The following is a 24,017-nucleotide window of genomic DNA, read 5'->3' as shown; positions in this document are numbered from 1 at the left end:
GGCGCTGCGCGAGGTCTACCCGACCCCCGCCGCCCGCGCCGCGGCCGCGGCCCGGCCCCGCGCGCGGCGCGGGGCGCGCCCGGAGGCCGGGCGCACGGCGGTGGTTCAGCAGCTCAGGTTGCCGCCGGGGGTGACGCCGAGAATCTGGGTGAAGCGCTGGTAGGAGGCGATCCGGCTCTGCACCTGCGCGGGGTTGCGGCCGTCGCACTCCAGGCTGCCGTTGATGCTGCGGATCGTCTGGCCGAAGCCGTGGCCGTTGATCATCGCGTTGTGCGGGGTCATCGTGCCGGGACCGTTCTGGGTGTTCCAGTACCACAGGGCGGTCTTCCAGGCCACCGACGCGTCGTTCTGCACCAGGTAGGGGTTGGCGAGCAGGTTGATGCCGAGCGCGTCGCCCGCGGCCTTGTAGTTGAAGTTCCAGCTCAGCTGGATCGGGCCGCGCCCGTAGTAGGCCGACTGACCGGCCGGGCAGCCGTAGGACTGGCTCGGGTCGCAGTAGTGCGAGTAGTTCGCGGTGTTCTGTTCCACGACGTGGACCAGGCCGCCGGTCTCGTGGTTGGCGTTGGCGAGGAACGCCGCGGCCTCCTGGCGCTTGACGGTCTCACTGCCGGTCCTGGCGAAGCCCGGGTAGGCGCTCAGCGCCGCGGTCAGGCCGCTGTAGGTGTAGAAGGGGTTCCGGTTCGGGAACATCTGGTTGAACTGCGCCTCGCTGACCACGAAGCCCGAGGTGGGCGGCGGGTCGGTGGGCGTCGTGCCGCCGCAGGTGTGCGGCTCCCAGTACCAGGTGCTGATCACCGGGTCGTAGCCCGGGTTGTCGTGCTCGGCCCGGTAGTACCTGCCGTCGGTGTACCTGACGATGCTCCCGGCGGTGTACCAGGTGCCCGCCGCCCAGTTCGGGTGGTTGCAGTTGCCCGAGGGCGGGGGAGTGGTCCCGCCGCCGCAGGCTCCCCTGTCGGACCACACGGAGTTGGTGCCGGGCGCCTCGTTCTGGGTCCACCACTGCGCGAACCAGTTGCGGCCGTTGTGGGAGGCGGTCATGCCGTTCGTGTAGACCGTCGAGGAGTTCCACGCGGCCACGCAGTTCGCGGCGGCGCTTTTGGCGGCGCTGCCGGTGGCGCTCGTGGCGCTGCTCGTGGCGCTGCTCGTGGCGGAGGCGGAGGCGGAGGACATCGGCAGGGTGACCGCGAGCCCGCCCGTGACCGCCAGGGCGGCGAGGGTGGCCATGACGCGCTGTCTCAACACTTGATCACTCCTTCGTGCGGCCGGGGCCGCGGAGGGTCGGCGACGGGACCGGGTCCGTACGGGAGCCGTCGCGTCACGCCGTCTCGTCCCACCCGGGGGAGCCTCGTCCCGGGCCGTCGCCCGTCGTGGCGGTGCGGCACGTGACCGAGGACGCGAGGGCCCGCGCGAGGCTTTCCGGTCCTGTCAGGACGGAAGGCGCACGGGCGCGTCGCGTGGTCGCTCCCAGGGGTGGAGCCGGTGGGCGTGGTGCGTCCGGACGGTCGGACTTTCCCGCGACGACGGCTCGCGTCATCGGGGGTTCGCACAGCTCAAGGACGGATCGGACGGGTGTCGTCGAGGTTCTGGAGGCTCTCGCTCAACTTTCTCTTAAGAAAGTTTCCTAAGAGTTCCCGTGATCCTAGCCTTGACACCTGTTCGTTACAACCCCCGCGCGCTCCTGATTCCCGATACGGGGCCGGGCGCGTTTCGTCGTGCGGCGGGCACCGCGCGGACGTACTGCCGGAGAGGTGGCAGGGCCCCGGAAGACGAAGAGCCCCCGGGAAGGGGCGGTTTCACGGGGGCGTCGCGACATCTCGATCCGAGGAGTCGCGACGACCCCGTGAGACCGTCAGGTCCCGGGGGCTCCGAACGATTCCGGAAAGGTCAGGGAGCGGTCATCATCGGCACGGCGAAGAAGACGATCATGGCGATCGCCACCGCGATGACGAAGCCGGCCACCTCCCACGCCCAGTCGTGGTGCGAGACGCGCGTCCTCGCCTTGCGGCCGTGCGACGCGTGGCATCCGCGCCTGCGGGGTGCGGCCCGCCCGGACAGGGAGGAGGCCGTCCGTGCCGCCGGTGCAGGTCGCGGCGCCTGGGCGCGCCCGCTCCACAGGGATCCCGGAGGCACGACCGGATCGGGCGGGAGCATCGGAGCCACCGGAGTCACCGAGGGCATCGGAGCCGTTCCGGACACGTCCGCCGGTGCGGTCGTCCCCCTGCCGTGCTGCGCCTCGTACGACGTCGGTGTGCGGTGCGCCGGGACGGGCCGGAGCGGTGCGCCGGAAGGGCGGTCCCCGGAGAGGTGGTCCTCGCGCACGACCCAGCCGGGCAGGCGGAACCGTTCCTGGTTCGCCGGGGTGCTCAGGTGGTCCGGCCGGGGCGTCCAGTGCGGCAGGGCGGTCGGCATCTCCTCGACCGGGGAGCCGTGGGAGCCGTGGGAGGCGTGACCGGCCCGTGGCGCGATCGGGATGACCGGCGCGGGGGCGGGGACCGGAGGGGAGGCGGGGACCGGGGTGGGGAAGGCCGGGGCCGCGGGTGCGGGCGGCACGGCCGCGCCAGGGAACGACGACCGTGCGCGGCGCTCGCGCTCGTCGGCGTCGCGGGCGGCGAGGGCGTCGAGCTGGTCGGTCTGCAGGGGCCAGCCGGGCAGCGGGCGCGTACCGGGCGGGTCGTCGAGCACGTCACCGTAGACGCCGGAGACACGCGCGGTCACAGAGAGATCGGTGAGATCGGCGGGCGGCGTGCGGAGGGCCTCGGCGGGGGAGACGCGGGCGGCCCCGAGGAGGGTGACCTCGTCCGGGCGCCGTTCGGTGTCTCGTTCCCCGTCCCGGGGGGCGGCGGCGACCAGCCTGTCGGTGTAGGCGCGGGCCGCCCGCGTCTCCGGGGTGAGCGGCTCCTGCCGCGCGGGGGCGTCGTCGAGCACGTCCCCGGCGACCGGGGCGGACAGCGGGGCGGCCCGGCGCGGCCGGGGACGCTGGAGCCTGCGGCGAGGACGCAGGGCCGCGGCGTCCAGCTCGCTGAGGACCGAATCCCTGATCTTGGGAATCGGCTGCGTGCTGGCCTCGTGCGCGGAGACCGCGTCCCGGTCCGGCGGCGCGAAGGGGTCGGGGAAGCGGTCCTCGACCGTCCCTGCCGGGTCGCCGAGACCGGGGAGGAGGGAAAGACCGGGGGGGCCGGGAGGCGGGCCGGGCGCGCCGCCGTTCTCCGGCGACGGCAGGGGCCACTGGGGTGTCGTCGGCCACAACTGCCTGACCAGGGGGGACATCGGCCGCCCCGCCGTGGGGGCGATCGAGGCCCGGGGCCCCAGCACCTCCGAGCGCAGCCGCGCCGCCGGGGTGGCCCAGGGGGCGAGGTTGAGCACGTCGCGGACCGGTGCGACGGCGAGGGCGCCGAACACCTCGGCCAGATGCCCGGGGATCCGCGCCGAGGCCAGGGCGAGGCCCAGCGACTGCGCGAACCGGCGGCACGCGCTCACGGTCAGCTCGTCGGCGGTGTCGGCCGCGACGTCCAGCACCCAGGAGAGCTCGGCCGCGTCCATCTCGCACACGCCCGACAGGTACAGCACCTCGCGCTGGTGGGTGCGCAGGTCGCCCAGGACGCGCTGGACCAGGGCGGCCACCGGGTCGAGCCCGGTGAGGGGCGGCGAGTAGACGATGTCGCGCTGGTAGATCGCACGGCGGGCGAGCGCGTACAGCGCCGCGCGCGGCGGCTCGGTGTCCAGGACGTTGGAGAGGACGGCCACCAGGACGTCGGAGGCGGAGCCCGCGTCTCCGAGCTGGTCGTGGGCGTAGGCGAACAGCCCTGCTGCGTGGCGGTCGTAGAGCTCGGCGATCAGTTCGGCGCGCGAGCGTTGACCGAGGAGCGGTGGGGTCACAGGACCGGTTCCTCTGGTGTTTCGGCGAGCGGGGGGAGAAGCAGGGGACGTCCGTGAAGCCTGAGACGTACGGTGCCGGTGGGATCAAGTTCAGCGATGTGGGTAATCATGTCAAGTCATGGGCACCTCCCGCACTACTGAATGCCCTTTTGCCGAGAAATACACATGACGATCTAGGTCGGCAAAGCAGGGAAGACAGACCGGTTAAGGGGGGCATAGGCTGACCCGCGCGGAATCATGGGGGCGGTTGGGGCAGGGGGCCACAATCCTGTCGAAAAATAGAGGTTGCGCATGATCACATTCAACGATGTCACCAAGCGCTACGCCGACGGGACCGTCGCCGTGGACGATCTGAGCCTTGAGGTGCCCACCGGGGAGATGACGGTCTTCGTCGGTCCCTCGGGGTGTGGCAAGACCACGTCCCTCCGCATGATCAACCGGATGATCGATCCCACCGGCGGGCAGATCCTGCTGGACGGCGTGGACGTCACGACGATCGACCCGCCCACGCTGCGCCGCGGTATCGGGTACGTCATCCAGCAGGCCGGGCTCTTCCCGCACCGGAAGATCGTGGACAACGTCGCGACGGTGCCCCTCCTGCTCGGCTGGGACAAGAAGAAGGCCCGCGACCGGGCGATGGAGTTGCTGGAGAGGGTCGGGCTCGACCCCAAGATGGCCGGTCGCTATCCCTTCCAGCTCTCCGGCGGCCAGCAGCAGCGCGTCGGCGTGGCCCGCGCGCTCGCCGCCGACCCGCCCGTGCTGCTGATGGACGAGCCGTTCAGCGCGGTCGACCCGATCGTGCGCACCAGCCTGCAGGACGAGCTGCTCCGCCTCCAGTCGGAGCTGAACAAGACCATCGTGTTCGTCACCCACGACATCGACGAGGCCATGAAGCTCGGCGACCGGGTGGCCGTGCTCCGCGTCGGCGGGCGGCTGGCCCAGCTCGACACCCCCGCGACCCTGCTGGCCCGGCCCGCCGACGACTTCGTCCGCGAGTTCCTGGGACGGGACCGCGGCATCCGGCGCCTGTCGTTCGTCTCCGACGAGGGGCTGCGGCTCCGCACCGACCTGCTCGTCCCGGCCTCGGCCGACGTCGCCTCGGCGCGCGCCTCCGGCGAGGAGTGGCTGGCCGTGGTGGACGAGAGGGAACGGCCGCTGGGCTGGGTCTCGACCCGGGAGCTGCCCGGGTCCGGCACCCTCGCCGACCTGGAGCTCGCGCCGTACGGGACCTATGTCAGCGGGCGCGACTCGCTGCGCGGCGCGCTGGACGCGACGCTGCTGTCGCCCTCGGGCAACGCCGTCGCGGTGGACGCCTCGGGCCGGGCGGTGGGCGTCGCCACCCGCCGGGCCCTGGAGGAGGCCCTGACCGAGGTCGCGGCCGGCACGACCGGCAAGGACACCGGCTCGTCCGTGAAGGACACCGGCACGGCCGTCAAGGACGTCGAGGACGTCAAGGACGTCAAGGACGTCGAGGACACTGACTCGTCCGTCGAGAACGTCGAGAACGTCAAGGACACCGGTTCGTCCGTGAAGGACGCCGGGGGAACCGCCGGTCCGAACGGCACCACCGGTGGTGCGGGAGGCGTCGATGGATGAGGAACCGCTGGTCCGCTGGGACTGGATCGGCCGCAACTGGCCCACGATCCAGGACCTCCTCGCCGACCACGTCGTGATGGCGCTGGTACCGGTCGTCGTGGGGCTGCTCATCGCGCTCCCGCTCGGGCTGGCCGGGGTCCGCTGGCGCTGGCTCTACCAGCCGACCGTCGGCCTGATGAACGTGGTCTACTCGCTGCCCTCGCTGGCCGTCTTCATCGTGCTCATCCCGCTGACCGGCCTCGCGACCCGCACGACCGTCATGGTCCCGCTCACCTTCTACGCCATGGCGGTGCTCATCCCCGCCGTCGTCGACGGTCTGGCCTCGGTCCCCGACCACGTACGGCAGTCCGCGGTGGCCATGGGCTTCACCCCGCTGCGCAGGCTGCTCCAGGTGGAGCTGCCGATCGCGGTGCCGGTGGTGCTGGCCGGGCTGCGGGTGGCGACGGTCGCCAGCGTCAGCCTGGTGAGCGTCGGCGCGCTGGTCGGCAGGGGCGGGCTCGGTTACCTGTTCATCGACGGCTGGCAGCGGCAGTTCTACACGCCGATCGTCGTGGGCATCGTGCTGGTCGTGGTGCTCGCCGGGATCGCGGACCTGCTGCTGATCCTGGCGCAGCGCCTGCTCACCCCGTGGTCGAGGGCGAGGGGGTCCGCGTGAACTGGCTGCTCGACTTCTTCGGGAACCCCGCCACCTGGTCGGGGCCCGACGGGATCCCGATCCGGCTGCTGGAGCACCTGGAGTTCGCCGGGCTCTCGCTGCTGCTGGCCACCCTGATCGCGCTCCCGCTGGGGCTGCTGATCGGCCACACCGGCAGGGGTGCCCTGCTGGTGATCCTCATCGCCAACGCGGCCCGCGCGCTGCCCACGCTCGGCCTGCTGGTCCTCATCGTGCTGTTCATGGGCGTCGGGACGATCCTGCCGGTGCTGATCCCGCTGGTGGCGCTGGCCGTCCCGCCCATCCTGGTCAACACCTACGAGGGCATCCGCGGGGTCGATCCCGAGCTGCGCGACGCCGCGTACGGGATGGGGCTCAAGGGCGGGCAGGTCCTCGGGCGGGTGCTGGTGCCGGTCGCGCTGCCGCTCATCCTGCTGGGCCTGCGGCTGGCCGCGATCCAGGTGGTGGCGACCGCGACCGTGGCCGCGTACGTGGGTCTGGGGGGGCTCGGCCGGTTCATCATCGACGGTCTGGCGACCAAGAACTTCCCGAGCACGATCGGCGGGGCGGTCCTCGTGGCGCTGTTGGCGCTGCTCGTCCAGCTCGGGTTCACTCTGGTGCAGCGCGTAACGGTCTCCCCGGGGGTCAGCCAGCGCCAGTCCATCCGATAGTCTCCTATACCCCCCGTTTTAGAAGGGAATAGCACGATGAAGCGCTTTTTCGGCACCGCGGCGGTCCTTCTGTCCGCGGCGCTCACCCTTACCGCGTGCGGCGGCGGAGATCCGCTGACCAGCGCCTCCCCGGCGCCCGCGGGATCCGGCTCCTCCTCCGCCCCGGCGGCCGGGGGGAAGGTCGTCATCGGTTCGGCCAACTTCCCGGAGAACGTCCTGCTCGCCGAGATCTACTCCCAGGCCCTGGAGGCCAAGGGCGTCCAGGTCGAGGAGAAGCTCAACATCGGCAGCCGCGAGGTCCTCTACGACCAGGTCAAGAGCGGCGGCCTGACGGTCCTGCCCGAGTACATCGGCTCGCTGCTGGCCTTCGTCGACAAGACGACCACGGCCAAGTCCAAGGACGACGTCGTGGCCGGCCTGAAGGAGAAGCTCCCCGCCGAGCTGGAGGTGCTGACCCCGGCCGCGGCCGAGGACAACAACTCGCTGACCGTCACCAAGGAGACCGCCACCAAGAACGGCCTCACCACGATCGAGGACCTGGTCAAGGTCTCCAAGACCTTCTCGGTGGGCGGCCCGCCGGAGTTCCAGAGCCGCCAGGAGAAGAACTTCAAGGACACCTACGGCCTGGAGTTCAAGGAGTGGAAGAAGACCGGTGACGCCACCGCCGACGCCATCAAGGACGGCACCGTCCAGGTCGGCAACGTCTTCACCACCGACCCGAAGATCCTCGTCAACGACCTGGTCTCCCTCCAGGACAACAAGAGCGCCTTCGCCTCCGAGAACATCGCCCCGCTGGTCAACAAGGCGGGCGTGAACGACACCGTCCGCACGACGCTGGACGCGGTCTCGGCCAAGCTCGACACCGCCGGCCTGGTCGGGCTGATGAAGCGCGTCGCGGTCGACAAGGACGACGCGGCCACGGTCGCCAAGGACTGGCTGACCCAGAACGGCCTGCTGTAGCGGCGGCGGATCGTTCCGCGCGGCCGTCGCGATCCGACCCGGAACGGCCTGCCGCGACGCCCGCGGACTCCTCCGCAGGGCCGTCGTGAAAGGAAGGCGGGTGGACCTCCACCCGCCTTCCGCCTTTTCCGGCACGGAACCCCGGCAAACCGGTGCCCGGCACGGAACCCGGGGAGGCGGACGCCTCGACGAGCCTCCCGCTTCCGCCCCCGCCGGAGTGGTTCCGTCGTCTACGCCCCCACCGGGACGGCGTCGTCCCACAGGCCGGTGCCGCAGGCGCCGACCAGCGCGGTGACGCGCGCCAGCACGTCGGCGGCGGGCAGCGGATCGAGGCGCCGGCCGTCGCGCAGGCGCAGGGCGACGTCACCGGACGCGGCCTCACGCGCCCCGATGACGACCTGGTACGGCACGAGCCTGGCCTGCCGGACCCGGGCCCCCAGGCTGCCGCGTTCCGGCCCGGCGACCTCCGCCCGCAGCCCGAGGTCGCCGCACCGCCGGGCCAGCGCCTCGGCGTCCGGCAGCTCGGCCTCGGAGACGGGCAGGATAGCGAGCTGGACGGGGGCCAGCCAGGCGGGGAAGGCGCCGCCGTGCTGCTCGATGAGGTGGGCGACGGCCCGTTCCACGCTGCCGACGATGCTGCGGTGGACCATGACGGGCCGGTGCCTCGCGCCGTCCGCGCCGACGTAGCGCAGGTCGAACCGTTCGGGCTGGTGGAAGTCGACCTGGACGGTGGACAGGGTCGACTCCCGGCCCGCGCCGTCGGTCACCTGGACGTCGATCTTGGGGCCGTAGAATGCGGCCTCCCCCTCGGCGGCCTCGTAGGGCAGGCCGGAGCGGTCGAGGACGCCGGTCAGCAGGGCGGTGGAGCGCCGCCACATCTCCGGGTCGGCGACGTACTTCCCTCCGGGGCCCGGCAGGGAGAGACGGTAGCGGGCCCGGGTCAGGCCGAGCGCCGCGTACGCCCGGCGGATCATCTCCAGCGCCCCGGCCGCCTCGTCGGCGACCTGGTCGGGAGCGCAGAAGATGTGCGCGTCGTTGAGCTGGATGGCCCGCACCCGGGTCAGCCCGCCGAGCACGCCCGAGGGCTCCGAGCGGTACATGCCGCCCAGCTCGGCCATGCGCAGCGGCAGCTCCCGGTGGCTGCGCGAGCGGGAGCGGTAGATCAGCGCGTGGTGCGGGCACAGGCTCGGCCGCAGCACCACCTGCTCGGACCCCAGCTCCATGGGCGGGAACATGTCGTCGCCGTAGTGCGACCAGTGCCCGGAGATCTCGTACAGCTCCCGTTTGCCCAGTACGGGCGAGTACACGTGCCGGTAGCCCGCCCGCCGCTCGGCGGCGCGGACGTACTCCTCCAGGGCGTGGCGCACGGTCGCGCCGTCGGGCAGCCAGTAGGGCAGTCCCGCGCCGATCAGCGGGTCGGTGTCGAACAGGTCCAGCTCACGGCCGAGCCTGCGGTGGTCGTGGTCGTACATGGCGGTCTCCTCGCGTACGTCGGGCGAGTGACCGCAAGACGAAGCCCCGGGGCACTCGCCCCGGGGCTTCGACTAGGACATCCGTCAGCGCGCCGGGACACTCTCCGGCGTCGTCGTCATGGCAGCGCGCTTCATGGTGGAAACGGTAGCAGAGACCTCGCGGCGTCCACGAGGTCGTTCCCGGGCGGCGCCCAGGGGGTGAGCATCCGCCCGGCTCCGGGATGATGGGCGCATGAACCACTTCGTCGAGTCCATGGCCCAGGTGGTGACCGGGGTGACGGTCGTCACGGTGAAGGACGAGCGCGACGACGTGGGGGTCACGGTCGCCACCTTCACCTCGATCTCGCTGGACCCGCCGCTGGTGATGGTGAGCCTGGACAACGAGGGGTATCCCAACGAGCTGCTGCTCCGCAACGACCGCTGGGCCGCCAGCGTGCTGTCGGCCGGGCAGAAGACGATCGCCAGCCGGTTCTCCACGGCGGGACGGCCGGGGGCGCGGCTGCTGCTCGCGGGCACCCCGCACCACCGGGGCAGGCTGAGCGACGCCCTGGTCGTGGACGGCGGCGTCACCGCGCTGGAGGCCGAGACGGTCAAGGTCGTCCCGGCCGGGGACCACACGCTCTTCATCGCGAAGGTGCTCGGGGTCGACTACGTCGACGCGTCGGCCACGCCGCTGTCCCGCTACCGGGGCCGCTACCGCTGACGCCCCGGTAGCGGCTGCCGCCGATCAGCGGATGGTCCACCAGCCCGGCAGCATCAGCGGGCCGTACGACGGCAGGCCCAGCTCGCCGGCCAGGTGGGCGATCGGGCCCCACGCCTCCAGCCTGACCTGGGCCAGGGCCGCGGCCTTGTCCTCGCTGGACTCCGCGGGCCGCAGCCGCTCCAGCGGGCTCAGCCTCGGGTAGGGGCGCACCGGCGCGTCGGCGGCGAGCCCGGCCTTCCTCCTGGCCAGCGACAGCGCGTCCTCCAGGCCGCCCAGCTCGTCGACCAGACCCCTCTCCAGGGCGTCGGCCCCGGTCCAGACCCGGCCCTTGGCCAGCTCGTGGGCGCGTTCGCGGGACAGGCCGCGGCCCTCGGCGACCTTGTTCACGAAGTCGTCGTAGACCCGGTCGAGCCAGGCGTTGATCCGCGCCCACTGCGCGTCGGAGAAGCCCTTGGTGGAGGAGAGCATGCCGGAGTTGGTGCCCTCGCCGACGGTCTCGGAGGAGATGCCGATCTTCTCCAGCAGCCCGCTGATGACCGCCTTGCCGCCGAAGACGCCGATGGAGCCGGTGAGTGTGCCCGGCTGGGCCACGATCGCGTCGGCCGCCATCGAGACCATGTAGCCGCCGGAGGCCGCCAGGTCGCCCATGGAGATCACGATGGGCTTGCCCGCCTTGCGGGTCAGCACGACCTCGCGCCAGATGGCGTCGGAGGCGGTGTAGGAGCCGCCGGGGCTGTCGACGCGGAAGACCACGGCCTTGACGTTGTCGTCGCGGCGGGCCGCGCGCAGGGCGGCGCAGATGGTGTCGGAGCCCATGGCCCCGCCGCCGCCGAGCGGGCTGCGGCCGCTGCGGCCGAGCCGGATCGCGCCGCTGCCGTGGACCAGCGCGACGGTCTGCTCACCCGGACGCGGGAGCTTCCTGGAGGTCAGCGCCTTGGCGTAGCGGCCGACGTACTGCAGTATGGCGTCGTCGCCGACGGCGCTCTTGACCTCGTCGTAGACCTCGTCGCGGTAGGCCATCCGGTCCACCAGCCCGGCCTCCAGGGCCTCGGCGCCGATGAAGGGGCCCTGGTCGATGAGCTCGCGCACCCTGGCCGCGTCGATGCCGCGTCCCTCGGCGATGCCGGCGACGACCTGCTCGGTGACCGACTCGGTGATGCGGCTCATCGACTCGCGGTGGGCCTCGGTCATGTGGTCCTGGGTGAAGGTGTTGGCGGCGGTCTTGTACTCGTGCCGCTGGCCGACCTGGTACTCGACGCCGAGCTTGCCGAGCGCCCCGCGCAGGAAGCGCTGCTCCATGGCGACACCGGTGAGCCCGACGTCGCCCGAGGGCTGCAGGTAGATCCGCTCGAAGCCGCTGGCCAGGTAGTAGGGGACGGTGCCCGCGCCGAGCTCGCCGAAGCTCTCGGCGTAGGCGACGGTCAGCTTGCCCGCGGCCCTGAAGTACGCCACGGCCTGGCGGAGCTCCTGGACGACCGCCAGCCCCGGGGACTGGGAGCCGATCTTGACGATCAGCGCCTTGACCCGGTCGTCGGTCCTGGCCCGCTTCAGGCCGGAGAGCACGTCGGTCAGGCTCGTCTTCCGCATCGCCATGATCGCGGTCAGCGGGTCGGAGGGAGGACCGTCGGTGAGGCCCTCGGTGAGGTCGAGCTCAAGAACCAGCGGGGCGGTACGCCGCTGCCGGAACCGGTCGACGGAATCGATGATCACCTTGGTCGCGTCCATGCTCTTCACCCTAAGCGACACATACCGGGCTTACGCGGCCCGGCGGTGGTGACCCTGTTCCGGACCTTCCGCCGGGCCCGTGATCCGGTGGGGCCGCCCGCCCGCGACCGCCGGAGCGGACGGCGACGCGGGCGGTCACCCGCCCCTCGGCCACGGGCTCCCCCGCTGCGGCGGCGAGGTCAGGCGGGCCTGCGGGCGTTCACCCGCTTCTTCAGCAGTGACGTGGACGCGGCCGGGGCGGAGCCCTTCAGGCGCTGCCTCTCCACCGAGGTCAGGACGGCCTTCAGGGTCCCCTTCCCCTTGATCGCGGCGGTGAAGTTCACCCCGCCGTTCGCCCAGTTCAGCCAGGAGGCGAGCAGCTCGCGCTCCAGGGCGGCCCGCGCGGTCCGCCTGGCCGGTGCGAGTACCCGGTACGCGGCCGCCAGGCTGGAGGCGCGGGTGACCTCGGGGAACACGGTGCTGGCCTTGCCCGCCAGGCCGAGGTAGCAGCCGAGCGTCGCGTCCGGGATCGTGCCCCTGCCCCGGGAGATCTCGGTGGCCCACTGCGCGGCCGTCAGCGTCCTTGAGGACCTGCCGCGCGTGCACACCGCCGGGGCCCCCGGCGCCGGTGCCCCGGGCGGGGGGACGGTCACGGTCACGGTGATCGTCACCGTCGGCAGCGGGATCGGGCTGGGCACCGGGTCGTCCGGCGTGGCCGTCGGGGACGGGCCCGAGCTCGGCTCGGGGCTGGGCCCGTCCCCGGGGTCGTCGGCGGGGGGATCGGACGGCGGGCCGCCGGGGTCGGCCGGGTCGCCGGTCCCGGGGGGCGGCGGGGTGACGGGCGAGCCGGGGGTGCCTCCGGCGAGCGCGGCGTTCAGGTCGAGGCGCGGGGTGGTCACCTGGCCGTGGACGATCGGGCGGCCCGCCCTGGTGAGCGTCTCGGCCAGCGCGTCCGGGGTGCCCGGGGTCTTCTGGGCCGCCAGGGCCACGGCACCGGCGACGAACGGGGCGGACATCGAGGTCCCGCTGTAGACCTGGTGGCCGCCGCCCGGCACCGCGGAGTCGATCTCCAGGCCGGGGGCGAAGAGGTCGAGCACGGGGCCGTGGTTGGACCACGGGGGAACGGTGTCGTCGTCGCCCGTCGCGCCGACGGTCACCGCGCCGGAGAAGCAGCCGGGCGCCCCGGCTCCGGCGACGCCCTCGTTCCCGGCGGCGGCCACGACGGCCACGCCCCTGGCGCGGAGGTCGTCGACGCGTCCCCTCATCGAGCTCAGCCCGGGCTCGTCGTCGCACGCCCCCTCGTACAGGCCGCCGCCGAGGCTCATGTTCACCGCGGAGATGTTCCTGCCGGCCCCCTTGAGCTTCGCGACGTGCTCCAGGGCGAGCAGGATCGTGGACTCGAAGGCGGTCAGGCAGGCCGTGCCGGTGTCGTCGCAGTCGTCGATCCTGCTGAAGACCTGGATCGCCACGATGTCGGCGTCCGGCGCGACGGCGTGGGCGATCCCGGCGACGTGGGTGCCGTGGTCGCACAGGTTGACCTGGCCGTCGACGCAGGCGGGGGTCTCGGCGTCGGCGGAGGCGTCGCCGGTCTGCCCGTTGGGGCACAGGGACCGCGCGCCGTCGTCGACGGCGGAGAAGCACGCCTGCTCCACGACCCTGCCCCCGAGGTCGGGGTGGTCGGCGTCGATCCCGGTGTCGATGATCGCGATCGTCTGGCCCTGTCCCTTGAGCCCGGCGGCGTGCGCGCGGTCGGCGCCGATCACCTGGAGGCTGGAGGCCAGGGAGGCCGCGCCGGAGGCCGACGCGAGGGAGGTGAACGGGCCCATCGGGCCCATCGGGCTCACGGAGAGCCGGGAGCCCAGGGAGACCGGGGAGTAGGTGCGGTCGCGGCGGATGGAGCGGACGCGCGGGTCCTGGGCCAGCCGGGTCAGGGACTCACCGGTGGCCTCGACCACGATGAACGAGGCTTCCGCCGGTTCCAGGACGACCTCGGCGCCGGGCAGCGACCGCGCCTCGCCGGCCACCGGGGCCGCCTCGGCCGGGGCGGCCAGCTCGACGATGACCCGGGTCCCGTCGCCGTCGCCGGCGAGCCCTGCTTCCAGCTTGGGACGGGCGGCCGGGGCCTGGCCGTCCCCGGGAGGCCCCTGTGGCCCGTCGGAGGTGGCCTGGCCGTCCGCCGGGGGAGGGGGGGCCGTCGTCCCGCCGTCCGGAGGCGTCGCGGGGGGAGGGGCGGCGGGCGGGGGCGAGGTCGCGCTCGCCGAGGCGGCCGGCGGGGCGGGGGCGTCCTCCGCGAGGGCGGGCACCGCCGGGGCGACGGTGAAGATCATCGCCATGGCCACGAGAGCTCGAAGTCGCACGCGTCCTCCGGGGGGATGAAACAGGCGATTCGGAGTCTAAGCAGACGTATGTCCCGCGTGAATACCCTGCCCGGAATTCAGGGGATCTTCGGAGAAAAGCTCGACCCTCCGCGGCGTGACGCGCACGGAGGGTCGAGTGGTCGGAATGTTACTTGAGCCCGTTGGCGATCGCGGTGATGAGTTCGCCGTTGGTGGTGTCGCCGCTGGTCTCCCAGAAGAACGCACCGCCCAGACCCTGGTTCTTGGCGTAGGTCATCTTCCCGGCGATGGTGGCGGGGGTGTCATAGCTCCACCAGTTGCCGTTGCAGAAGCCGTACGCCGTGCCGCCCACGGTGCCGGTGGCCGGGCACTTGGTCTTGAGGACCTTGTAGTCGTCGATCCCGGCCTCGTAGGTGCCCTGGGCCGCGCCGGTGGCGCTGCCGCCCGGAGCCGCCTGGGTCACGCCGGTCCAGCCGCGGCCGTAGAAGCCGATCCCCAGCAGCAGCTTGCCGGCCGGGATTCCCTTGGCCTTGAACTTCTGGATCGCCGCGTCGGAGTTGAAGCCGGCCTGGGGGATGCCGGTGTAGGAGGTCAGGGGGGAGTGCGGAGCCGTCGGGCCCTGAGCGTTGAACGCGCCGAAGTAGTCGTACGTCATCGGCATGAGCCAGTTCAGGTTGTTGATGGCCCCGGCGTAGTCGGCGGCGTCGATCTTGCCGCCGTTGGAGCCGTCGGCGGTGGTCGCCGCGGTGATCAGGGCGTTGGAGCCGAACCTGGTACGCAGCGCGGAGATGATGTTCTTGAACGCCGCCGGGCCGCTGGTGTCACAGGTCAGACCGCAGGCGTTGGGGTACTCCCAGTCGATGTCGATGCCGTCGAACACGTCGGCCCAGCGCGGGTCCTCGACCAGGTTGTGGCAGGAGTCGGCGAACGCGGCCGGGTTCTGCGCGGCCTGGGTGAAGCCGCCGGACCAGGTCCAGCCGCCGAAGGACCAGATGACCTTGATGTTCGGGTAGGCCTTCTTCAGCTTGCGCAGCTGGTTGAAGTTGCCGCGCAGCGCGCCGGTGTCCCAGGTGTCGGCCACGCCGTCGACGCTGTCGGCCGCGGTGTAGGCCTTGTCGTAGTCGGCGTAGGAGTCGCCGATCGTGCACCTGCCGCCGGTGGTGTTGCCGAAGGCGTACAGGATGTGCGTCAGCTTCTGCGCGGAGCCGTTGGTGACCAGGTTCTTCACGTGGAAGTTACGGCCGTAGACGCCCCACTGGGTGAAGTAGCCGACGATCTTCTTGCCGCCGGGAGGCTGGACGGTCGGGGTGACCGTCGGCGTCGGGGTCGGCGTCGGGGTCACCGTGGGGGTGACCGTCGGCGTCGGGGTGGGGGTCGGGTCCGTGGTCCCGCCGCCGCTGCAGGAGGCGCCGTTGAGCTTGCAGTTCAGCACGCCGGAGATCCCGCCTCCGACGCCGTTGAAGCCGAAGCTCGTCGAGGCGCCCGCGGCCAGCGCGCCGTTCCACGACTTGTTGACGAAGGTGTAGTGGTTGCCGCTCTTCGTCAGGTCCGCGTCCCAGGAGGAGCCGATGGACGTCCCGGAGGGGAGGTCGAACTCCACCTTCCAGTTCGTCAGCGCGCTCGTTCCGGCCTTCACGACGACCTTGCCCTCGAAGCCTGAGCCCCAGTTCGAGGTGGTCGAGTAGGTCGCGGTGGCGGGTGTGGCGGCCGTCGCGGTGCCGATTCCCAGGGGAACCAGCAGCGCCGCTGCCGCGATGAAGGAGCCGATGGTGATTCGTCGCAAGGGTCGCTCCAGGTCAGAGATTGCCTAGCCCCCGTATTCATAGGAAAGTTTCCTATTAATTTCCAGAGCGTAAGTCTCCGGTGCGCCGACGGTCAATGCCTAGTTCGTGGATATAAGGCCGATTTAAGGTTTTTGGCGGTGCGCCGGGCACACCTGGCGCGCACGGAGATGCCCGGGTGCACTTCAGGTGCACCCGGGCATCTCCGGGGTCCGGCTCCGGGGGAGTTCGTCCCGGCGCGGAAAGGGGACGGGTCAGGCCGACGCGGCCTCGTCACGCTCCTCCGGCCCGGTCGTGAACGGTGGCTCCACGGCACGCGTGGCGGCCGGTTCGACGGCCGGGGCGAGCGTGGGAGGCGGTTCGGCCGCCGCCTCCAGCCGCTCCGCGGTCATCTCCCGCTCCCCGGCCCGTACGGTCTCCACCGCGTGCTCCTCCACAACGACCGGCTTCGGCACACCGGCGTGACGCAGCCAGATGGCGCCCAGCGGCGGGACGCGCAGCGTGGCGGAGTACGGCAGGCCGTGACGCGGCTCCTCGACGGCCTCGACGCTGCCGAAGTTGCCCACGCCGCTGCCCGCGTAGTCGTAGGCGTCGGTGTTGAGCACCTCCTCCCACCGGCCGGGGAACGGCAGTCCGAGACGGTACTCCTGGTGGGGCGCGCCGGAGAAGTTGGCCACGCAGACCAGCGCCGAGCCGTCCTCGGCGGAGCGGAGGAAGGAGAAGGTGTTGCCCAGCGCGTCGTCGGCGTCGATCCAGCGGAACCCCTCGGGGGAGGTGTCCAGGCCCCACAGCGCGGGGGAGTCCCGGTAGACCCGGTTGAGGTCGCGGACCAGCCGCTGCACGCCCCGGTGGCCGTCGAAGTCCAGCACCCACCAGTCGAGGCCGCGCTCCTCCGACCACTCCGAGCCCTGGCCGAACTCGCACCCCATGAACAACAGCTGCTTGCCCGGGTGGGCCCACATGAAGGCGTAGAGCGCGCGCAGGTTCGCGAACCGCTGCCACTCGTCACCGGACATCTTGCCGAGCAGCGACCCCTTGCCGTGCACCACCTCGTCGTGCGACAGCGGCAGCACGAAGTTCTCCGAGTACGCGTACATCAGCGAGAACGTCATCTGGTGGTGGTGGTACTGCCGGAAGACCGGCTCGTGCTTGAGGTAGGCCAGGGTGTCGTGCATCCAGCCCATGTTCCACTTGAACCCGAAGCCGAGCCCGCCCAGGTGGACCGGGCGGGAGACGCCCGGCCACGCGGTGGACTCCTCGGCGATGGTCACGATGCCCGGGGCCTCGCGGTAGGCGACCGCGTTCATCTCCTTGAGGAACGCGACGGCGTCGAGGTTCTCCCGGCCGCCGTACTCGTTGGGCGTCCACTCGCCCTCGCGCCGCGAGTAGTCCAGGTAGAGCATCGAGGCGACCGCGTCCACGCGCAGGCCGTCGACGTGGAACTCGCGCAGCCAGTACACCGCGTTGGCGACCAGGAAGTTGCGCACCTCCCGGCGGCCGAAGTCGAAGATGTAGGTGCCCCACTCCGGGTGCTCGCCGCGCGCCGGGTCGGCGTGCTCGTACAGCGGGGTGCCGTCGAACCGGGCCAGCGCCCACTCGTCCATCGGGAAGTGCGCGGGCACCCAGTCGACGAGCACGCCGATGCCGGCGGCGTGCAGGCTGTCGACCAGGTGGCGGAAGTCGTCGGGGGAGCCGAACCGGGAGGTCGGCGCGTAGTAGGACGTCACCTGGTAGCCCCACGAGCCGCCGAACGGGTGCTCGGCCACCGGCATGAGCTCCACGTGGGTGAAGCCCATCTCCGTCACGTACTCGACCAGCTCGACGGCCAGCTCCCGGTACGACAGGCCAGGACGCCACGAGCCCAGGTGCACCTCGTAGACGCTCATCGGCTCGTGCGTCGCGTCGTTGCCGGCCCGGCGCCGCATCCACTCGGCGTCGTTCCAGTCGTACTCCGACCGCTCGATCACCGAGGCGGTCGCGGGGGGCAGCTCGGTGCGCCGGGCCATGGGGTCGGCCTTGGCCCGCCAGACCCCGTCGGCGCCGAGAACGCTGAACTTGTACCGGTCGCCGGGGCCCAGCCCGGGGACGAAGAGCTCCCACACGCCCGACCGGCCGAGCGAGCGCATCGGGTACGCGCCGCCGTCCCAGTGGTTGAAGTCGCCGATGACCCGCAGGCCGCGCGCGTTGGGGGCCCACACGGCGAAGGCGGTGCCCTCGACGTCCTCGTGCCGCATGACGCGCGCGCCGAGGACCTCCCAGAGCCGCTCGTGCCGTCCCTCGCCGATGAGGTGCAGGTCCACCTCTCCCAGCGTGGGCCAGTGCCGGTAGGGGTCGAGGACCTCGTACGGCTCGGCGCCGGGGTAGGAGACCCGCAGCCGGTAGTCGGGGACCTTGTCCAGGCCGGGGATCGTCACCGCGAACACGCCGTGGGCCACGTGCTCCATCTCGTGGACCTCGCCGTCCACGACGGCCTGGACCCCCTGCGCCATCGGCCGCAGTGTCCGGATCGTCACGCCCTCGGGACCCGGATGGGACCCGAGGATCGAGTGCGGATCATGGTGTGCTCCGCCCGCGAGCCGGTCCAGGTCCAGGTGCGCGTCCATGCTTACTCCCGTAGATCGTTGGCCCCTACCTTGCCCTACTCGGGTGCTTCACCCATGCCCTTGTCCGCTATCACCATGCGCGTTCCGAAACGTGCGGACGGGAGTGAGGCGAAAGTCACGATTGTCGGTTTTGTGGGGCCTGTCGTGGCGCTTTCCGCCGACCGTATCCGATCATGGAGCGACTCCGCCGGGGACGCTCCGCATCGGCGGAGCGCTCTCGGCGGGGATTCCCGGCGACGACGCCGGGCGGGGTCCGGTACGGGTTTCCGGGCTAGTACGGGTTCTTGGCGGTGACGTCGCGCGGGGTGACGCGGAACCCCTGCCAGTGGCTCGGCATCGGATCGGCGTCCTCGTCGCGGGGGACGTGGTGGAAGCCGACGTTGACCCACAGGACGGGGTCGGTGAGCCGCTCCCCGTTGGTGTAGCGGTCGACGGACCGGGCGCACCGGGGGGACGGGTTGACCGTCGCCAGGCGCTCGCAGGAGCGGTACTGGGTGACGTAGAGGTCGGCCCGGGTGAAGGCCTCGTCCGCCGGGCCGCGGTACTGGTCGCTGTCGGAGTTGTTGATCTCCCAGGAGACGGGGTGCCGGTCGGCGTTGCGCACCTTGCGGTCGACCACCCGCCACCAGCGCATCGGCCTGCGCACCGTCCCGGTCTCGGTGGTGAACGCCGTGCGGGTCAGGCGCCGGTTCGCGGTGCCCGAACCGGCGAAGTCGTACTGCTCCACCACGTCGTCGGCCCGGCCCGCCACGTCGAAGTCCATCCGCCAGAAGACGTTGTGGGTGTGACTGGCCTCGAACTTGGTGTCGCCCACCCCGATCGGCCAGCCGTACTCGGGGGTGGTGGTGAACCCCGCGAGGGAGCCGGTGGCCCCCACGCGCGGGGTGATCGAGCCGTCGTCGGCGAAGGCCCACTCGGCGAGGTAGGTGTACCAGCCGACCTGGAAGGCGGCGAACACCACCAGCTCACGTCCCTGGGCCGTCACGTTCAGCCGGTCGGGGACCGCCTTGAGGTGCGCGTGGCCCCGTGCCCTGGTCGTCACGCAGACGAACTGCTCGCGCCGCTCGCCGAGCGGGCAGTCGGCGGCCCGCAGCGGGACGGCGGTCTGGCCCAGCGACCCGATGTCGTGGTAGCGCGGGCGGCCCCGGTCGTAGGGCACGTGGATCTGGGCCAGCGAGGTGCTGCGCAGCACGGTGAGCGCCCGCTGGCCCCGGGGGGTGTAGACGACCCTGCTCAGCGTCAGCCCCTCGACGTTGCGCATCTCCCAGCAGAGCTGCCAGCGCGCCCCGTTGGGCAGGGTCTTGTCGATCCGGTACGGCGCGTTGCACGGCGTCGCGGGGGTCCGCGGGGACGCCGGAGACCCCGGAGACCCCGGGGACCCCGGAGACGCTGTGGACGCTCCCGGTGGCGGGGCGGGAGCCGCCGGAGCCGCCGGGGACGCCGGGGACGCGGTCGCGGCGGTGAGGGCCGTGGCGAGCAGGACACAGGACAGGGCGAGGCGCAGGGACACCGGTCACCACTCCAGGGTGTGGATCTTCTTGGCGGACAGGTCGACGACGACGCGGCTGGTGTCCAGCCAGGTGCCGTCGGGCAGCCGTACGAACAGCCGCAGGCACCGGTGGGTCTCGCACTGGCGCGCGGACCCGCTCTCGCCGGACGGGGTGAAGATCAGCCCGCGCAGCCCCAGGGCCGCCGCGGACCGCAGCGCCCCGCCCCCCGCCCTGGCGTACGCCTCGCGCAGCCCCTTGCCGAACCCGGGGTCGGCCAGCAGGAGCCCGGCGGCCGTGGTCTCCTCCTCCTTGGAGGGGGGCGGCTGCACCCCCTGCTCCACGGTCTCCCGCACGACCGTGCCCCGGCCGAGGTCGACGGTCCGCACGATGAGCCGGTCGCCGCCGTAGTCGTAGAGGTAGGCGTCGGCGCGGCGCTGACCCGGGGAGTCCTTGTCGTCGTCGCGCTCGACGTAGAGCAGCTTGGTCCGGCCGGCGGCCAGGTGTGACCGGGAGCCCGCCGACGCGATGGCACCGGCCCGCGCCACCTCCTGGCCGGTGAGCGGGTCCTCCAGCGCGGGCAGGCGCGCCGAGGAACCGGCGGCCCGCGACCCCTGCTCGCCGGAGACGAGCAGCCCGGCGAGCAACGCCGCCCCGACGGCCGCGACCACCCCCGCTCCCGTGCCGGCCATGACGATCAGCCTTCGTCCCATCAGTGCCCCTTTACTCACCGTTGACGTTCCCTTGCGAAGAGTAGCGATCGGGGAAAGTCGTGGCGGCTTGAAAGGGGTATTGCGCCGTTGGTCGCTATTGCTGATCTTTGTGCGTTCGATCCGTTTTCATGGCAGAGCCCGCTTCTTCCGGTGGTGTCCTCGATTTCCTGTCACGCCTGGGGCGCCGGCCCTGTCCTTTTCCTGTCGCGTTCTCGACTTCCGGCCGCCTTCGGTACGCGCGGCGTGTCCAAGGGGTGGACATATCTGTCATTTCACTGCACATCAAGCGGCTTTCTGTCATAACCGGGTTTCCATGCGGCCGGAAGTTCGCGGGCACGCCGGATTTCCCGCCCGTTCCGGCGCTTCCGGCATCCGCGGCCTCTCCCGCGCCCCGCGATGTCACGTTCCCCGGAACCCCCGGAACCCCCGGAACCCCCGGAACGCCGTGGCGCCCCGGGACCTCGCCGTGTCCCAGGGGCGCTCCGGCACGTCCGGTGCCGTCCGTGGCTTTCCCGATATGTCGTCGCCTCGGAACAGGTCCTGGTTTTTCATCGCGCGCCGGGGAGGAGGTCCCACTCCTCCCACGAGATGTCCCGGCCCGGCCAGCGGACCGAGGTGTACGGCCAGGACCCGGCGATCCAGGCGCGGACCGCCGCCTCCAGCTCCTCCTCCAGGCCGGTGCCCTCCTCCTCGTCGCGTACCCAGAACGACACGTCGGCGTCGGCCCCCGCCTTCTCCGGGGGCTCGACGTAGACGCACCCGAGCAGGCGTGCCCCGTCGGGGCTCATCACCGCGTAGTTGAACGACCTGCGCAGCAGGGCCTCCTTCTGGTGCCAGGCCAGGTCGACGAGGTTCTCCTCCAGCGTCATGGTGTCGGGCGGCCAGCCGCCGCCCAGCGGGAAGCGCTCACGGAGGCGGGCGGCGCTGCTCATCACGGCGTCGAAGTCGCGCACCGCGTCGTGCACGGTGATGGGCCGGACGTGGAACCTGCGGTGCTGGACGCCCGGGGGGATCTCGTGGGTTCTCGGGAGGAACGACATGCGGGCCAGCCTGCCGCGACCGCCTTGTCACCGGCTGAATCGGCGCTTGGCGAGCGGCTGCTCGCGCCGGGACGTCACTGGCGGCACCGGGGCATCGAGGGCGTCCCGGGACCCGTGCCGTGCCGTTCCCCGTGCCCCGGCGTCCGGGGCCGGTGCCGGGTCGTCCCTCCTGCGCCGGTGCCGGCGCGTCCCTTCCGGCAGGACCGAAAACAGGTCCCGAACCGGATTCGGTTGTCCCTCTCCCCGGCAAATGGGCGAACCTAATCGGAACAGCCCTTCCGATTTCCCTGTCGCGCCGTGATGAAAGGACGCCGGACGGTGAAACTCCGCGATTCGACCGCAGGTCGGAAGCGCGGGTGGACGGGTCATCCGGATGCCGCCCTTTCCTGAGGCGGGGAAGTCGTGGATTTCGCGTGCGTCACGGCCTGCCGTAATTGAGGATTTTTACGTCTCCCCTGCTCTGCAAGCATCTTCTCCGTTTGCGGGCCGAAGGGCGGGAAAATCTCCGTAAGACCGCCTTGCCCTGCCTGGGGGGCTGTATTACCATCGCGATGCGAAGTACGGGGATATGAAGCGGTAGAGGGTACGGGAAAGCGAACCACGGGGTCGTCCAGTCCGGCACGAGGCAATCCGATCTTGACGCAGGCGCGGGCGCGCCTTTTTTAAAGGTGCCCTCCGACCTGCGCTCGACCATGCTCCAGAAACTGTTCTTCTCTTGTGGAAGGCGCTCTTGACATGACGCTTGCAGGACCGCTCGAAGAGCCCGTCTCCGTCAGGGACTCGGTGTCGGAGCTGACCGCTTCCTCGAGTTACCGGCCGACGGTGAATCCGTACGTTGATGACACTCCCTATCACCGTCCGTTGGACGCCGATCGGCTTTCCAGAATCAAATGGGATCAGCCGCTGACCGAAGACGGATTACTCTCGGACGAGAGCCTGGTGGCCAATCGGCTGCTGATGAACATTTACGAGAGCGACGCGCTTTTCCTCCCCTCCGGAGGGCTCTCCGGAAAGGAGAGGCAGTTCGAGGAGTTCTACGGCCGGAAAGCGCGTCTCCATTCCGATCTCGTACGCCCGGCCGTGGAGTCCTTTGTCTTCGACTCTCTCGGATCGGATGTCCGAATAAACGGACGCTGGGACTGCGACGCCCTTGAGGCGCACGTCCTCGCGGCGATCGACGAGGCGGTGAACGGCGACCGGCCGGCGCTGCGCGCGATCGAGCAGGCGGCGGACCCGCGGCGCGCGGCCGAGATGATGATCGCGCAGATGGCGCTCGACGGCCTGACCGAGGCGACCGCGATGTCGCAGAACCTCGGGGGCGCGTACGGCCCGGAGCAGAGCGAGGTCTTCAAGATCTTCATCGACGAGTTCGGCTACGGCGTCTTCGACGCCAAGCACAGCACCCTGTTCGTCGAGCTCTGCCGCAGCGTGGGCATGAGCGCCGAGCCGCACCACTACTGGTTCTCCTACATGCCGAGCTGGATGGCCGGGAACAACTACTTCTACAAGGTCACCAGGAACCGCTCCCAGTTCTTCCGCTACATCGGCGGCATGGCCTTCCTGGAGGCGACGTTCGCCCCGTCCTTCGCGGCCATGACCAAGACGTACCGCGCGGTCTACGGCGACGGGATCGACACCCGCTACTTCGACGAGCACGCCCACATCGACCAGCACCACGGCAGGATGGCGGTGAACGACCTGCTGCTGCCGCTGGCCCGCAAGCACGGCGACCTCGCCATCCGGGAGCTGCTGCGCGGCATCGAGGACGTCCGCGTCCTGGGCCGGCTCAACGACGCCGACCTGATCGGGCAGCTCTCCTGGCAGCCGGAGGTCGTCACCGCCGAGACCGGCGGGGACGGGCGGGACGAGCCGCGAGAGATCGACGCCACCACCCCGTTCGAGACGACGATCAGCGACCACGACATGACCGTCTCGGTGCTGGACGGCACCGCCGAGCTGCACTGGAGCGCCACCGGCGAGCCGCTGGAGGTGGCCACGGGCCAGGCGGTGCGCGTCCCCACGGGGCGGCTGTACGGCCTGCGGGCCGGAGCGAGCGCCACGATCGCCTTCACCCGGTCGCCGGCGCGGGCCGATTCGTGAGCGCTCGCGTCAGGGTGGAACTGGAATGGCCCCGGCACAACGCCGTGCGCGCGGGCGACGAGACCTATTTCTGCCTGGAGCGGGACGGTTCCGTCCATCTGATCCACAGCCGCTGCCCCCACCGCGGCGGCCCGCTCCATCTCGGTGAGATCGAGGCCGGGCGGCTGCGCTGCCCCTGGCACGGCAGCACCTTCCGCGTCGACCGCCTCTGTGACCGCGCTGTCCCCACGATCCAGCGAGGTTCCAGCGTCGTCGCCTACCTGCCGGCCGGTGCCGGCGAGGCGGTTCCGGTACAGCAGATCGTGTTCGCGAGCTAGGGACGA

16 protein-coding genes and 1 pseudogene are annotated in these 24,017 nt (G+C 71.5%); 7 read left to right on the top strand and 10 right to left on the bottom strand.

Annotation, left to right across the window (positions count from 1 at the left end; translation table 11 throughout):
- Nucleotides 1–105 precede the first annotated feature (105 nt).
- Both ACLQ2R_RS10025 and ACLQ2R_RS10020 read right to left on the bottom strand, forming a co-directional pair.
- On the bottom strand, nt 106–1,242 hold the full coding sequence (locus ACLQ2R_RS10025; RefSeq protein WP_425959092.1) for a glycoside hydrolase family 19 protein: 1,137 nt from the start codon (nt 1,240–1,242) through the stop codon (nt 106–108).
- A 642-nt stretch (nt 1,243–1,884) separates the two neighbouring features.
- Complete coding sequence (locus ACLQ2R_RS10020) at nt 1,885–3,876, bottom strand: hypothetical protein (protein ID WP_425959091.1); 1,992 nt, start codon at nt 3,874–3,876, stop codon at nt 1,885–1,887.
- Between the two features lie 291 nt (nt 3,877–4,167).
- Here ACLQ2R_RS10020 and ACLQ2R_RS10015 point away from each other — a divergent pair.
- From ACLQ2R_RS10015 to ACLQ2R_RS10000, 4 genes and pseudogenes are all read left to right on the top strand, one after another.
- Nucleotides 4,168–5,253 (top strand): annotated as a pseudogene (locus ACLQ2R_RS10015) (ABC transporter ATP-binding protein); the annotation flags it as partial.
- 211 nt (nt 5,254–5,464) lie between these two features.
- Nucleotides 5,465–6,127, top strand: a complete 663-nt coding sequence (locus ACLQ2R_RS10010; protein ID WP_425959090.1) for an ABC transporter permease — start codon at nt 5,465–5,467, stop codon at nt 6,125–6,127.
- Nucleotides 6,124–6,795 carry an ABC transporter permease gene (locus ACLQ2R_RS10005; protein WP_425959089.1) on the top strand — a complete coding sequence of 224 codons (672 nt, stop codon included), beginning with the start codon at nt 6,124–6,126 and terminating at the stop codon, nt 6,793–6,795. The genes ACLQ2R_RS10010 and ACLQ2R_RS10005 overlap by 4 nt, the downstream gene beginning before the upstream one ends.
- 36 nt (nt 6,796–6,831) lie before the next feature.
- Nucleotides 6,832–7,755 carry a glycine betaine ABC transporter substrate-binding protein gene (locus ACLQ2R_RS10000; RefSeq protein ID WP_425959088.1) on the top strand — a complete coding sequence of 308 codons (924 nt, stop codon included), beginning with the start codon at nt 6,832–6,834 and terminating at the stop codon, nt 7,753–7,755.
- A gap of 230 nt (nt 7,756–7,985) precedes the next feature.
- On the opposite strand, the gene thrS is transcribed toward ACLQ2R_RS10000, so the two are convergent.
- Nucleotides 7,986–9,227 (bottom strand): threonine--tRNA ligase, encoded by a 1,242-nt coding sequence (gene thrS / locus ACLQ2R_RS09995; RefSeq protein ID WP_425959087.1) that lies wholly within the window; start codon nt 9,225–9,227, stop codon nt 7,986–7,988.
- A gap of 232 nt (nt 9,228–9,459) precedes the next feature.
- Here thrS and ACLQ2R_RS09990 point away from each other — a divergent pair, with 232 nt between their 5' ends.
- On the top strand, nt 9,460–9,930 hold the full coding sequence (locus ACLQ2R_RS09990) for a flavin reductase family protein (RefSeq protein ID WP_425959086.1): 471 nt from the start codon (nt 9,460–9,462) through the stop codon (nt 9,928–9,930).
- A gap of 24 nt (nt 9,931–9,954) precedes the next feature.
- Here ACLQ2R_RS09990 and sppA read toward each other — a convergent pair whose 3' ends face one another.
- The 7 genes from sppA to ACLQ2R_RS09955 all read right to left on the bottom strand — a co-directional run bounded on the left by sppA (nt 9,955) and on the right by ACLQ2R_RS09955 (nt 21,594).
- Nucleotides 9,955–11,655: a signal peptide peptidase SppA gene (sppA, locus tag ACLQ2R_RS09985; protein ID WP_425959084.1), complete on the bottom strand. Its 1,701-nt coding sequence runs from the start codon at nt 11,653–11,655 to the stop codon at nt 9,955–9,957.
- Between the two features lie 179 nt (nt 11,656–11,834).
- Nucleotides 11,835–13,991, bottom strand: a complete 2,157-nt coding sequence (locus tag ACLQ2R_RS09980; RefSeq protein WP_425959083.1) for a S8 family peptidase — start codon at nt 13,989–13,991, stop codon at nt 11,835–11,837.
- Between the two features lie 148 nt (nt 13,992–14,139).
- Nucleotides 14,140–15,753, bottom strand: a complete 1,614-nt coding sequence (locus ACLQ2R_RS09975) for a glycosyl hydrolase family 18 protein (RefSeq protein ID WP_425959082.1) — start codon at nt 15,751–15,753, stop codon at nt 14,140–14,142.
- A gap of 252 nt (nt 15,754–16,005) precedes the next feature.
- Nucleotides 16,006–18,354, bottom strand: coding sequence for a 1,4-alpha-glucan branching protein GlgB (gene glgB, locus ACLQ2R_RS09970; protein ID WP_425959081.1), 2,349 nt, complete (start codon nt 18,352–18,354; stop codon nt 16,006–16,008).
- Between the two features lie 271 nt (nt 18,355–18,625).
- Complete coding sequence (locus tag ACLQ2R_RS09965) at nt 18,626–19,864, bottom strand: copper amine oxidase (protein WP_425959079.1); 1,239 nt, start codon at nt 19,862–19,864, stop codon at nt 18,626–18,628.
- A 3-nt stretch (nt 19,865–19,867) separates the two neighbouring features.
- Nucleotides 19,868–20,554 (bottom strand): hypothetical protein, encoded by a 687-nt coding sequence (locus tag ACLQ2R_RS09960; RefSeq protein WP_425959078.1) that lies wholly within the window; start codon nt 20,552–20,554, stop codon nt 19,868–19,870.
- A 548-nt stretch (nt 20,555–21,102) separates the two neighbouring features.
- Nucleotides 21,103–21,594: a GNAT family N-acetyltransferase gene (locus tag ACLQ2R_RS09955; protein ID WP_425959077.1), complete on the bottom strand. Its 492-nt coding sequence runs from the start codon at nt 21,592–21,594 to the stop codon at nt 21,103–21,105.
- Between the two features lie 939 nt (nt 21,595–22,533).
- Here ACLQ2R_RS09955 and ACLQ2R_RS09950 point away from each other — a divergent pair.
- On the top strand, nt 22,534–23,694 hold the full coding sequence (locus ACLQ2R_RS09950; RefSeq protein WP_425959076.1) for an iron-containing redox enzyme family protein: 1,161 nt from the start codon (nt 22,534–22,536) through the stop codon (nt 23,692–23,694).
- Nucleotides 23,691–24,011 (top strand): Rieske (2Fe-2S) protein, encoded by a 321-nt coding sequence (locus tag ACLQ2R_RS09945; protein ID WP_386234032.1) that lies wholly within the window; start codon nt 23,691–23,693, stop codon nt 24,009–24,011. The genes ACLQ2R_RS09950 and ACLQ2R_RS09945 overlap by 4 nt, the downstream gene beginning before the upstream one ends.
- Nucleotides 24,012–24,017 lie beyond the last annotated feature (6 nt).

The sequence above is a fragment of the Streptosporangium sp. DT93 genome (genome assembly GCF_049844535.1).
In the GTDB taxonomy this organism is placed as follows: Bacteria; Actinomycetota; Actinomycetes; order Streptosporangiales; family Streptosporangiaceae; genus Streptosporangium.
Note: the sequence above shows the minus strand (reverse complement) of the source record. Positions and strands in the feature narration are given on the sequence as shown.

Coding starts and splice junctions, on each gene's coding strand:
- ACLQ2R_RS10010 (WP_425959090.1), top strand. CDS start 5,465: ATGGATGAGGAACCGCTGGTCCGCTGGGACTGGATCGGCCGCAACTGG.
- ACLQ2R_RS10000 (WP_425959088.1), top strand. CDS start 6,832: ATGAAGCGCTTTTTCGGCACCGCGGCGGTCCTTCTGTCCGCGGCGCTC.
- thrS (WP_425959087.1), bottom strand. CDS start 9,227: ATGTACGACCACGACCACCGCAGGCTCGGCCGTGAGCTGGACCTGTTC.
- ACLQ2R_RS09990 (WP_425959086.1), top strand. CDS start 9,460: ATGAACCACTTCGTCGAGTCCATGGCCCAGGTGGTGACCGGGGTGACG.
- sppA (WP_425959084.1), bottom strand. CDS start 11,655: ATGGACGCGACCAAGGTGATCATCGATTCCGTCGACCGGTTCCGGCAG.
- glgB (WP_425959081.1), bottom strand. CDS start 18,354: ATGGACGCGCACCTGGACCTGGACCGGCTCGCGGGCGGAGCACACCAT.
- ACLQ2R_RS09960 (WP_425959078.1), bottom strand. CDS start 20,554: ATGGGACGAAGGCTGATCGTCATGGCCGGCACGGGAGCGGGGGTGGTC.
- ACLQ2R_RS09955 (WP_425959077.1), bottom strand. CDS start 21,594: ATGTCGTTCCTCCCGAGAACCCACGAGATCCCCCCGGGCGTCCAGCAC.